At 69.5% G+C, this 11,985-nt stretch carries 10 protein-coding genes; 5 read left to right on the forward strand and 5 right to left on the reverse strand.

What is annotated here, in order from left to right; translation table 11 throughout:
* The 4 genes from VH969_RS27570 to hppD all read right to left on the reverse strand — a co-directional run.
* On the reverse strand, positions 1-221 hold a 221-nt coding region (locus VH969_RS27570; RefSeq protein WP_331979407.1), incomplete at its 3' end, for an MbtH family protein.
* 19 nt (positions 222-240) lie between these two features.
* The gene (locus VH969_RS27575) at positions 241-1,995 is read right to left on the reverse strand and encodes a non-ribosomal peptide synthetase (protein ID WP_331979409.1); all 1,755 of its coding nucleotides are present in this window, start codon (positions 1,993-1,995) and stop codon (positions 241-243) included.
* Positions 1,996-2,025: 30 nt separating this feature from the next.
* Positions 2,026-3,300 carry an NAD(P)/FAD-dependent oxidoreductase gene (locus VH969_RS27580; protein ID WP_331979411.1) on the reverse strand — a complete coding sequence of 425 codons (1,275 nt, stop codon included), beginning with the start codon at positions 3,298-3,300 and terminating at the stop codon, positions 2,026-2,028.
* Between the two features lie 34 nt (positions 3,301-3,334).
* On the reverse strand, positions 3,335-4,414 hold the full coding sequence (hppD, locus tag VH969_RS27585; protein ID WP_331979413.1) for a 4-hydroxyphenylpyruvate dioxygenase: 1,080 nt from the start codon (positions 4,412-4,414) through the stop codon (positions 3,335-3,337).
* A gap of 235 nt (positions 4,415-4,649) precedes the next feature.
* On the opposite strand from hppD, the gene VH969_RS27590 reads away from it, so the two are divergent.
* The gene (locus VH969_RS27590; protein WP_331979415.1) at positions 4,650-5,969 is read left to right on the forward strand and encodes a condensation domain-containing protein; all 1,320 of its coding nucleotides are present in this window, start codon (positions 4,650-4,652) and stop codon (positions 5,967-5,969) included.
* A gap of 71 nt (positions 5,970-6,040) precedes the next feature.
* Here the strand turns inward: VH969_RS27590 and VH969_RS27595 are convergent, their stop codons facing one another.
* A complete protein-coding gene (locus tag VH969_RS27595) occupies positions 6,041-7,057 on the reverse strand; it encodes an alcohol dehydrogenase catalytic domain-containing protein (RefSeq protein ID WP_331979417.1) in 1,017 nt (338 codons plus the stop codon).
* A gap of 181 nt (positions 7,058-7,238) precedes the next feature.
* Between VH969_RS27595 and VH969_RS27600 the strand changes: the two genes are divergently transcribed.
* From VH969_RS27600 to VH969_RS27615, 4 genes are all read left to right on the forward strand, one after another.
* The gene (locus tag VH969_RS27600; protein WP_331979419.1) at positions 7,239-8,033 is read left to right on the forward strand and encodes an SDR family NAD(P)-dependent oxidoreductase; all 795 of its coding nucleotides are present in this window, start codon (positions 7,239-7,241) and stop codon (positions 8,031-8,033) included.
* 31 nt (positions 8,034-8,064) lie between these two features.
* Positions 8,065-9,495 (forward strand): FAD-dependent monooxygenase, encoded by a 1,431-nt coding sequence (locus VH969_RS27605; protein ID WP_331979421.1) that lies wholly within the window; start codon positions 8,065-8,067, stop codon positions 9,493-9,495.
* An 88-nt stretch (positions 9,496-9,583) separates the two neighbouring features.
* Positions 9,584-11,755, forward strand: a complete 2,172-nt coding sequence (locus tag VH969_RS27610) for a molybdopterin-dependent oxidoreductase (protein ID WP_331979423.1) — start codon at positions 9,584-9,586, stop codon at positions 11,753-11,755.
* Positions 11,756-11,780: 25 nt separating this feature from the next.
* Positions 11,781-11,951 (forward strand): DUF6222 family protein, encoded by a 171-nt coding sequence (locus VH969_RS27615; RefSeq protein WP_331979425.1) that lies wholly within the window; start codon positions 11,781-11,783, stop codon positions 11,949-11,951.
* The last annotated feature ends 34 nt before the right edge of the window (positions 11,952-11,985 follow it).

Raw genomic sequence — 11,985 nt, forward strand, 5'->3', positions numbered from 1 at the left:
CGGTCGCCGGCGTGCGTCGCCACGAACTCGGCGACGCTGCGCGGGCGCAGGTCCACCCAGTGCTCCCGCACGTAGCCCAGGCAGTCCTCCCGTCGCCCGGGCCCGTGGACGACCGTCCAGCCGGCCGGCACGTCGGCGAACGCGGGCCACAGCGAGTGCTGGTTCTCCTCGTTGCGCAGGACGGTGTAGTTCGCGCCCGGCACTTCGAACGGGTTGCTCATCCGTTCCTCTCCTCCCGGCTCAGGCGGCCTCCGCGGCCTCGCCGTCGATGTGCTTGGCCAGCCCGGCCACGGTCGGGACATCGAACAGCACGTTGATCAGCAGATCGACATCGAGCTCGGTCCGCATCCGCGCCAGCAGGCGCATCGCCTGCAGCGACTGGCCGCCGAGGTCGAAGAAGCTGTCGTCGATCCCGACCTGGGGCACCTCGAGCACCGAGCTGAAGATCGCGCACAGCGACTCCTGCAGCGGCGTCTCCGGTGCCCGGTAGCCCGTCACCGCGTCGAAGTCCGGCTCCGGCATCGCGTCGCGGTCCAGCTTTCCGTTGGGGGTCAACGGAAGGGAGGCCAGCGCGACGAATGCGGCGGGAACCATGTAGTCGGGCAGCGTCTCCCTGGCGTGCGCGCGCAACGCACCCAGGTCGACCTCACCCGACTCGGGCACGACGTAACCGACCAGCCGCTTCTCCCCGAGTTCCAGCTCGCGCACCACGACCACGGCGTGCGCGACGCCGGGGAAGCCGGACAGCGCCGCCTCCACCTCGCTCAGCTCGATCCGGAACCCCAGGATCTTCACCTGGCTGCTCGCCCGGCCGACGAACTCGATCAGACCGTCCTCACGGCGGGCGAGGTCGCCCGTCCGGTACATGCGGGCACCCGGCTCGCCGAACGGGTCCGCGACGAACCGCTCCGCGGTCAGCTCCGTGCTGCCGAAGTAGCCACGCGCGACACCCCGGCCGGAGATGTAGATCTCGCCCTCCACGCCGGCCGGGACCGGCGCGAGCCGGTCATCGAGGATGTGGATCGTGACGTCGGAGAGAGGCGCGCCGACCGGCACCACCGTGCCCGGCCGGTAGTCGGCGGGCAGCGGGTGGTGCGCGGAGAACAGCGTGCCTTCGGTGGCGCCGTACATCGCCCTGATGACGACGTCCGGGCAGACGTCGAGTACCTGGCGTACCGCGGCCGGCGCGATCATGTCGCCACCGGTGAGGATCTCGCTCACCCCGGTGAAGGTCTCCGGGGCGACCTCCGCGAGCACGCGGAACAGGCCCGCCGTCACGTGGATCCCGGTGATCCCCTCCTCGGCGATCAGCCGGCGCAGCGTGGCCGGCTCCAGGTTCCCCGGCGGGGCGACGACGATCTGGCCGCCGTGCAGCAGCGGCATCCAGATCTCGTAGGTCGACACGTTGAACGCGTACGGCGCCACCATCAGCACCCGGGCGTGCCGCTCCACCGTCCACTGCGGATCGAAGATGAGCCGCACCGCGTCCCGGTGGGTCACCGCGACGCCCTTGGGCCGGCCGGTCGAGCCAGACGTGTGGATCACGTAGGCCAGCTGGTCGGGGTGGATCGGCACCGCGGGGTCGCTGACGGGCTGCCCGGCCGTGGCCGGATCGTCGTCGACTATCACGGTCGGCACACCGGTCGGCAGGCCGCCCGCGAGCTTGGCGGTGTCGGCCAGCAGCACCACCGGGGCCGAGTGGTCCACCACCCACTGCCTGCGGTCGGCCGGGTAGCCCTCGTGCACCGGCACGTAGCCGGCACCGGCCTTGACGGTGGCCAGGATCGCCACCACCAGGTCGATGGACCTCTCCAGCAGTACCGCGACCCGGTCGTCCTGGCGGACGCCGAGCCCGATGAGCCGGTGCGCGAGCTGGTTCGCCCGCTCGTCCAGCTCCCGATAGGTCAGCCGGGCCGGGCCGGCGGACACGGCCACCGCGTCCGGCGTCCGGGCGACCTGCTCGGCGAATCGCACCGGTATCGAGACAGTCTCCATCACACCGCTCCCATTGCGTGTCGCCGTGGACTAGCTGGCCAGCTCGGTCGGCTCGTCCGGCGCGTCGGAGTCCCGGAACGCCTTGAGTGCCAACGGTCCGTCGAAGATGTCGCGCGTACCGGACACCCCGGACAGCATCCGGGCGAAGTCGATCTTGCGTGGGCGCAGGCGCCGCGGGTCGATGCTCTGCTGTGCCGCCTCCCAGTAGTCCTCCTTGGACTTCGTGCGGTCGTAGAAGAAACGCACGAACTCCAGCAGCGAGTTGAGGAAGTCGCGGTAGTTGCGCTCGTAGCGCTCGAACAGCTCCGTCTCCTGGTCCGGGTTGCGCAGCGCCAGGTCGGCGGTCTCGGCCAGGCCGAGGGAACCACGCAGGGTCAGGCCGACCCCGGTCGAGAGCAACGGGTCGATGAACGCCGCCGAGTCACCGACCAGCGCCCAGCCCGGCCCGTAGAACTTGTTACAGGTGTAGGACCAGTCCTTGATCGTGCGGTAGCCGCTGACCCGGGTGGCGCCCTCGGTTAGCGAGGTGATCTCGTCGGCCGCGGCGAGCTCGGCGGCGTGCAGCTCCTCCAGCGTCTTGCCGGACTTCTTGAACTCGTCGATCGGCGTCACGTAGCCGACGCTGACCGTCCCGTCCGACAGCGGGATGAACCAGAACCAGCCGTGCGGGCGGTTCTCGGTGAGCGTGTCGCCCCAGCGGGTGCCGCCGTAGCGCCGGCAGTTCTGGAAGTACGCCCAGACCGCGAGATTGCGCAGGTCGTCGTGGTAGTCGATGAGCCCGAACTTGCGCGCCAGCAGGTGCTGCTGGCCCGTCGCGTCGACCAGCAGCCGGCAGCTCACGGTCGTCGGCTCGGCGTCGCCCTTGCGCAGGTAGCGCACGCCGACGGCACGCTCGCCGTCGAAGATCGCGTCCTGGACGGTCGCCTCCTCGATGACCAGCGCACCCAGCTCGCGGGCCCGGGCGAGCAGCACCGAGTCGAAGTCCGCGCGGCGGACCTGGAAGGTGTACTCGTACTCCGACGCCTCGGTGAACCGGAAGTCCCACGTGCCCTGGTTTCGCCCCCACAGCAGCGAGCCGCCGTACTTGCGGACGAAGCCCATGTTGTCCAGCCGCTCGCGGAGGTCCAGTGCCTCGATCGTGGGCATCGAACCGGTGATCAGCGACTCACCGATGTGGTACCTGGGAAACTTCTCCTTCTCCAGCACGAGCACCTTGTGGCCCTGCTTGGCCAGTAGACCCGCAGTCGCCGAACCGCCGGGACCGCCACCGATAACGACGACGTCGAAGTCGTCCTTGCCTGCCATATTCGTGTTCCCTCCGTGTCGCATCGCTTGGCTGTCAGTTCCCGTTGCGGTTGCGCTGTGTCTCCACGGCTTGGTAGAGGTTCTTGATGTTGGAACTGCCGAACGTGCTCGCGCCGGCCCGCTCGATGATCTCCAGGAAGATGGTGTTCCGTGGGTGTACGGACGTGGCGAAGATCTGGTACAGCTGGCCGTCGTGGTCCTCGTCGAGGAGTATGTTCAGCGCCTGCAGGTCGCCGATGCTGTGCCGGTCGGGCCGCACGCGCTCGGCCAGCGCGGTGTAGTACGTGTCCGGAGTGGACAGAAGTTCGACGCCGCGTTCACCGATCTGGCGCACGGAGGAGAGGATGTCGCCGGTGCGCAGAGCCATGTGCTGCACGCCGGGTCCGCCGTGGTCCTTCAGGAAGTCGTCGACATGGCCCGGCTCGAGGGAAACGTCGGCCTCGATCAGTGTCAGCGTGACGGCGCGTGACTTGCTCTGCACCACCTTGATGAACATCGCCTGGTCGCCCGCCTCGATCCGCTCGGTGAGCGTGAGGTCGAAGTCCAGCGCCCGCTGGTAGTACTCGACGGTCGCGTCGATCGACCCCGGCTCGACGGCGACTGCGAAGTGGTCGATCGCCAGTAGCCCGGTGCCGGCGCCCTGGCCGTCGGTCGCCGCGACGAGCCCTTGCGAGTCGTGCGCGGCGGACCCGTCCGGACGCTGCACGAAGGTGTGCGTCACGTCGCCGAATCCGATGATCGTCGCGGTCACGATGCCGTCTCGCTCGGCGGGCGGCGAGACGGGCCGGGCACCGCCGCGCACGGCCGCGGCGAAGGCGGCGGTCGCGTCCGGCACCCGTAAGCCGATGTTCGCCACACCGGCGCCGTGCCGCTCCACATAGGCGGCCGCGGGGTGGTCGTCCGTGAGCGGCGTCGTCAGCACCAGGTCGATATCACCCTGCCCGACACAGAACGACCGCACCGTCGCCTGCTCGTCATCCGGGCCGCTGATCGCGCGGACCGTGCACCCGTAACCGTCGACGAGCCAGTCGAGGTGCTGGTCGATGTCGTCGACGTAGAATTCGACGTAGTCGATCGCCATGTTCTCGAAAACGTGCGTACGCGCTGTGGTCATCAATCCTCCCGGTCGTGACCCGAGGCTGACATCCGGCGGGCGCCACCTGCATCTTCCCTATTGCCAGGCCGATCGGCACGTTGTGATAACCGGGTTACACCAGCAGGTTGCTACCGTCGACCTCCGGAGACCACCGCGTCGCTGGTGGCCAATTCAGCGTGAAGGTCGAGGAGTCCGGGAAATGACTGTTGCCGAGGTATCTTCGTCATCGGGCGCACAGCCGAACCGTTTTCCGTTGTCAGCGAACCTCGAACTGTTCTGCATTTTCGACAAAGGCGACGACGAAGGCGCGTTCGGGCCCCGGCACCTGGTCAACCTGGGCTGGCGGGTGGCCGGCGAGATCGACGTCGACGCCCTGCGCGGTGCGCTGCACGACGTCGTCGAGCGGAACGAGATCCTGCGTACCGAGGTGGTGCGCACCAACGGCGACAAGTTCCAGCGGGTGCATCCGGCCTCTCCGCCCGAGGTCGTCGTGGTGGACCTGCCGGCCGACGACACGCGGCCCCGCGACGAGCGCGTGGACGAGTTCATCAACGAGATCGAGTACTCCGAGTTGAGCGTCTCGCAGCTGCCGCATGTCCGGGCGGTGGTCGGGCGCTTCGACGAGCGCGACGCCGTGCTGGTGCTGCTCACCCACCACACCGCGAGCGACGGCTACTCGATGGGCGTGCTGATCCGCGAGCTCGCCGCGTTCTACGCCGAGCGCAAGGGTTTCGGGGCCGCCGGCCTTCCCGAGCCGGTGCAGTACAAGGAGTTCTCGTCCTGGCAGCGGGAAAGCCTCGCGTCCGCGGAAGCGGATCGCTGCCGCGCCTACTGGCGGGACAAGCTGCGCGGCGCGCAGATGTCCATGTTCGAGATGGACCAGCCGGAGGGCGTGCCGTACGGGTACGCGGTGCACCGCCAGATCTACCCGGCCGAGCTGTCCGCCGCCGTCCAGAACCTGGCCACGGGACTGCGCGCGTCGCCGTTCATGGTGCTGCTCGCCGCGTTCAGCGCACTGCGGCACAAGATCACGGGCGAGACGGACGTCGTCACCCCGATACTCACCTCCGGGCGTGCCGAGATGCGCTTCGCGGAGGTCGTCGGTCCGTTCTTCAACCTCGTTCCGCTGCGCACCGACCTCGGCGACTGCCCGTCGTTCGCCGCCCTGGTCCACCGGACCAGGGCGACCTGCCTGGAGGCCTACGCCAACGAGCTGCCGTTCGCGGACATCGCGGCCGAGGCGCCGGAGCTCAACAAGCCCTACGCCGTCGGGAACCTCGCGGCCTGTGCGTTCCAGTCGTTCCAGTTCCCGGACACGATGGACGAGACCACGGTCGGCGGCCTCACCTACACGGAGGTGCGCCGGCGGGTGCAGTCCTGCCAGGACACCTCGGAGATCCCCAACGGGATCGTGTTCACCCTGGACCTGCTGCCGTCCGGGGAGATCGCCGCGCACGCGAGGTACAGCAAGGCGGACTTCCTGGAGACCACGATCGAGAAGCTGGTCGGGGACTACCGCGAGATCCTCGCGCTGGCCACGACCAACCCCACGATCGCGTTGCGGGACCTCTGAGCACCCACCTGCGCCACAAAGGACGTTCGGCGCCCGGCGACCATGTGTCGCCGGGCGTTGAACGTTCCTGCTCAGTACCGGACGACGGCGCGGAAGCGCACCTCGCCCTTGTCGACCCTCGCCACGGCCGCCGCGATGTCCTCCTTCGCGAAGGTCTGCACGAGCGGGGTGACCCTGCCGCTGGCCACGATGTCGAGTGCCTCCCGCAGGAACCCGGCGCCGTTGTGCGTCGCGCCGAGAATCTTCTGGTCCAGCGCGAAGAACGGGTGGGCGGCGGGGATGGCGAACGCGTCCTGCACGTCGATGCCGGCGAGCACGAGCCGGCCGCCGACCCGCAGCCCGGCGAGCGTCTCGGCCGCGGCGGCATAGGACGGGCTCGTGGTGACGATGACGTCGGCGCCGCCCACCTCCCGCAGTCGCCGCCCGTCCGTGACGACGAGGTCCGCGCCGAGGCTTCTGGCGATCTCGTGCTTGTCGGGCGAGGACGTGATCGCGACGGTCTCGAAGCCGCACGCCTTCGCGAACTGCACCGCGAGGTGGCCGACCGCGCCGATGCCGGCCACGGCGACCCGCTCGTGTGGCTTCGGGTCGGCGGCGCGGATGGCCGACCAGCCGGTGTAGCCCGCGCAGAGTACGGGTGCGGCCAGCTCGTCGCTCAACGCGTCGGGGATGCGCACGGTCTGGTCGGCGGCGACGACCAGGTACTCCGCCTGGCCGCCCTGCACGGTGAACCCGGTCGAGACGGGCGCCGCGCACAGGATCGCGGCGGTGCCGCTCACCGGCCGGCCGAGCCGGCAGTAGTCGCACCGTCCACAGGTGCCGCGGATCCAGGTGGTGCCGAGCCGGTCGCCCACCGCACGGGAGGTGACGCCCGCGCCGACCGCGACCACCTCACCCACCGGCTCGTGACCGGGGATGGCCGGGGCGAATGACGGAAACGGCAGCTTGCCCTGCCCCGCGGCGACGTCGTTGCCGCAGATACCGCAGGCCCGCACCCTGAGCAACACTTCGCCGGGTCCCGGCTGCGGCGTCGGCACGTCCTGAAGTACCCACCCGGCGCTGACTCCCGGAATTACCACTGCCTTCACGGCCCACTCCAAACTCAGACGACGCACCCATCATCTCCGCCTCGAACCCGGGCGCCGTTCTTCCAAAGATGCGCGATAGGAGACCCGGTCGAATTTCCGCACGGCGAATGCCGCATCCCGCGCCGGAGAACGGCGCAACAACGGAGATGCCGCTCGCCTCGGCAGATGTGAGGCTTTTCGCATGGCGGCTTTCGATGGCAAGACAGTTCTCATTACCGGCGGCGGCAGCGGCATCGGGCTGGCCACCGCGCGCCAGCTCGTCGAGGCCGGCGCCAACGTGGTGCTCGCCGGACGTCGCGTCGAGACGATCGACCTGGCGGCGAAGGATCTCGATCCCAGCGGGGACCGGGTGCTCGCGGTCGGCACCGACGTTTCCCGCGAGGACGAGCTGGACGAGCTCGCCACCCGGATCCGCGGCCGCTTCGGCAGGCTGGACGGCGTCTTCGCCAACGCCGGAATGGCCTCCTATAATCCCATCGCCCCACGCGCGGACGTCAGCGACGCCGAATTCGACCGGTATGTCGGCGTCAATTTCAAGGGCGCGTTCTTCACCGTCCAGAAGGCACTGCCGCTGTTCGACAACGGCGGTTCCGTCGTGCTGAACAGCACCTGCCTCGCGCACCGCGGCATGGGCCTGGCGATGGGCCTCGCGACGATGTACGCCTCGACGAAGGCCGCCGTCGCCAGTCTGGCCCGCCTGCTGGCGGCCGACCTGGCGAGCCAGGGCATCCGGGTCAACTCCGTCAGCCCCGGCTTCGTCCGCACGGACATGCTCGACGAGCTCGCCCCCACTGACGAGGCCCGCGACGTGTGCGGGCGGCTGGTGCCCGCCGGCCGGATCGGCACACCGGAGGAGGTCGCCGACGCGGTGACCTTCCTGCTGTCGGACCGGGCGACGTACATCACCGGCCAGGACCTCGGTGTGGACGGCGGCCTCGTCGGCTCCCTGCCGATGAACACGACTGTTCAGCTGTGACACAACCCCACGGATCAAGGAGGTGACCGCGATGGGCCAGGAAGCTGGCACCCGCGCGGTAGTGCTCGGTGGGAGCATCGCCGGCCTGTTTGCCGCCAGGGTGCTCGCGGACGCCTACGACGAAGTGCTGATCGTGGACCGCGACAAGCTGGTCGGCGTCAAGGGCGTGCGGCGGTTCTGCCCCCAGAGCCACCAGGCCAACGGCCTGCTCGCCCGCGGCGTGCAGGTCATGGAGGAGCTGTTCCCCGGGCTCACCAAGGAGATGGTCGACTACGGCGTCCCCACCGGCGACCTGTCCGGCAGCTGCCGCTGGTATGCCCGGGGCAACCGGCTCAAGCAACAGCACGCGGGCCTGACCACCCTCGGCGTGGTCCGGCCGCTGTTCGAGTACTTCATCCGCGAGCGGGTGCAGCAGATCACCAACGTCGCCTTCGTCGAGGAGCACGACATCCTCGGCCTCACCACGACGGCGGACAAGAGCCGGGTCACCGGGGCCCGCGTGCAGCAGCGCGGCACGGACACCGACACGGTCATCGAGGCCGACCTGGTGGTCGACGCCACCGGGCGCGGCTCGCGTACGCCGGTCTGGCTGGAGCAGCTCGGCTACGACAAGCCGTTCGAGGAGCGCAAGAAGATCGACCTCGGCTACGTGACCCAGCACTTCCGGCTGCGCCCCGGTGCCAACGGGTTCGTGAACGACGTGGCGATCAACCAGATCGCGAACGCCGCCGTGCCCCGGGGCAACGTCTTCTTCCTGGTCGAGGACGGCAAGGTGGAGCTGACCACCTACGGCATCCTCGGCGACCACCCGCCCACCGACTACGACGGGCTGATGGAGTGGCTGAAGTCGCTGCCCGCCAAGGACGTCTACGAGACGCTGCGGTACGCGGACCCGGTCGACAAGGCGATGCCGTTCAAGTTCCCGACGACGCTGCGCCGCCACTACCACAAGCTGCGCCGATTCCCGGAGGGCCTCCTGGTCACCGGTGACGCCGTCACCACGTTCAACCCCGTGTACGCACAGGGCATGAGCGTCGCCGCGCTGTGCGCACTGGTCATCCGCCGGCACCTGCACAGCGGCGCCGCGCCGGTACCGCAGGACTACTTCCAGGACCTGGCGAAGGACGCCATCGACCAGGCGTGGGACATGACCAACACGATCGACCTGAGCCTGCCGGGTGTCGAGGGCGACCGCACGTTCAAGGTGCGCATGGGCAACTGGTTCCTGAAGCGGGTGCAGATCGCCGCGACCCGCGACGGCAGGATCACCGCCGAGTACTTCAAGACGGCAGGCCTCATCCAGAAGCCGGAGGCGATGATGCGGCCCGGCTTCGCGTTGAAGGTGCTGTTGAAGTCGCTGCTCGGCCCGTCGAAGGAAAGCAGGGAGCCGTTCACGTTCGAGGTGGCCGCCGGCGTCGAGCCGGCGTTCGGCGAGGCCGCCGAGCTGCCGAAGGCGGCCTGACGATTCCGACTCTCCACATCGGTCACGGGTGTCCCGCGTGGACACCCGTGACCTTGTCCGGGCGAGCAATCCCACCACTGGAGTACCCATGACCACCGCGCATCGCACGTGTCCCATCTGCGACTCCGTCTGTGGCCTGAAGATCGACCTCGACCCGGCCGGCAAGGTCACGAGCGTGACCGGCGACCAGGAGGACCCGTTCACCGGCGGCTACATCTGCCCCAAGGGGGCGAGCTTCGGCCGGCTCGACGAGGACCCGGACCGCCTGCGGCACCCCATGATCCGCGAGGGCGACGAGTGGCGGGAGGCATCCTGGGACGAGGCGTTCCAGGCCGTCGAGCGCGGCATCACCGGCGTCATCGAGAAGTACGGCCGCGACGCGGTCGCCGTCTACTTCGGAAACCCCACCTACCACACGATGGCGGGCTTCCTGTACCGCGTGCCGTTGATCCAGTCGCTGGCGTCCAAGAACGTCTACTCCTCCGGCACGATCGACCACATGCCCAAGCACGTCGCCTGCGGGCACCTCTACGGCGACCCGTTCGCGATCGCCGTCCCGGACATCGACCGGACCGACTACCTCCTCGTCGTCGGCGCGAACCCCATGGAGTCCCACGGCTCCCTGTTCTGCGCCCCCAACATGCCCGCGCGCCTGCGGGCACTGCGTAGGCGCGGCGGCAAGCTGGTCGTGGTCGACCCGCGCCGCACCCGCACCGCGGACGCCGCCGACGAGCACTTCTTCGTCCGCCCCGGCACGGACTCCTTCCTGCTGCTGGGCATCGTGCACACGCTGCTCGAGGAGAACCTCGCCACGGTCACCCACGACGTCAACGGTCTCGACGAACTTCGCGCGCACGTCGAGGAGTTCGACCCCGAGGCCGTCGAGCGGATCTGCGGCGTGCCCGCCGCGGACATCGCCCGGATCGCCCGCGAGCTGGCCGCGGCGCCGACCGCCGCCGTGTACTCGCGCATGGGCGGTTCCGTCGTGGAGTTCGGCACGCTCACCCAGTGGCTGGTCGACGTCATCAACATCCTGACCGGCAACCTGGACAACCCCGGCGGGACCATGTTCACGCGGACCGCCGCGCTCGAGGTGTTCCGCACCGGCCAGCCGTTCGAGTGGGGCCGCTGGCACAGCCGGGTCAAGGGCTTCCCGGAGGTGCTCGGCGAGCTGCCGACCGCCACACTGGCCGACGAGATCGAGACGCCCGGCGAGGGCCAGGTCCGGGCGCTCATCAACATCGGCGCCAACCAGGTGATCGCCGCGCCCAACGGGCCGCGGCTCGGCGAGGCGTTCGATCAGCTGGACTTCATGGTCGCCGTCGACCCCTACCTCAACGAGACCACCAAGCACGCCACCGTGATCCTGCCGCCGCCCCGCATGATGCAGGCCGGGCACTACGACTTCCTGATGCAGATCGTGATGGTGCGCAACTACACGCGCTACTCCCCCGCGATCCTGCCGCTGTCCGACGACCAGCGGTCCGAGGCGGAGATTCTTGCCCGGTTGACGCTGATCGCGGCGGGCGCCGGGGCGGGCGCGCCCCCGGCGGGCGTCGACGAGATGTTCATCAACCAGCTGCTGACCGGGGCGACGCAGATGCCCGGCTCGCCGGTCGAGGGCATGGACGTCGCCGTGCTGCGGGGCACGATCGAGGGCGACGACGGCCCGGAGCAGATCCTCGACACGCTGCTGAAGTTCGGCCCGTACGGCCTCTCGCTCGCGAAGCTGAAGGAGAAGCCGCACGGCATCGACCTCGGCCCGCTGGAGCCACGGCTGAAGGAGCTGCTGACGACGCCGTCCGGCAAGGTCGAGCTGGCTCCCGAGCCGATCGTGTCCGATCTGGACCGGTTGCGTGCCAAGGCGGCCGAGCCCGCGCCGGACGTGGTGCTGATCGGCAGGCGCCAGCTGCGGTCGAACAACAGCTGGCTGCACAACGTCAAACCCCTGATGGGCGGCAGCAACGCGTGCACCCTGCACGTCAACCCGGCCGACGTCGCCAGGTTGGGGCTCGGTGACCGGGCGGTCGTCCGGTCGGCCGCGGGCGAGGTGGTCGTCGCGGTCGAACCGACCGACGTGATCATGCCCGGCGTCGTGAGCCTCCCGCACGGGTGGGGGCACACGGGCAGCCCGCAGCGTGTCGCGGCCGAGCACCCCGGCGTCAACGCGAACGCGTTGACGAACGAGCTCGTCGTGGACGTCCCGTCCGGCAACGCCGTGTTCAACGGCGTTCCGGTCACCGTCAGCCCGCACGAGTAGCAACGAGACACGAGGAGGCAGCGCAGTGCCACGACTGAACGAGCCCGACCGCGAGCGGGAGACCCCGGCGGAGACCGTCGAGGACCTGCAACCGACGCGCATCCACTCGAACCTCGCCAGAGGGATCGTCTGGGCCGACATCCTGGCGGACATCGCCGCGGATGAGGCGGCGCGCCGGCTGCCCGACGCCGCCTGATCCGTACGCGCGACCAGCCATTGCACGACAGGAG

This window comes from Actinophytocola sp. (genome assembly GCF_036555685.1).
Lineage (GTDB): Bacteria > Actinomycetota > Actinomycetes > Mycobacteriales > Pseudonocardiaceae > Actinophytocola.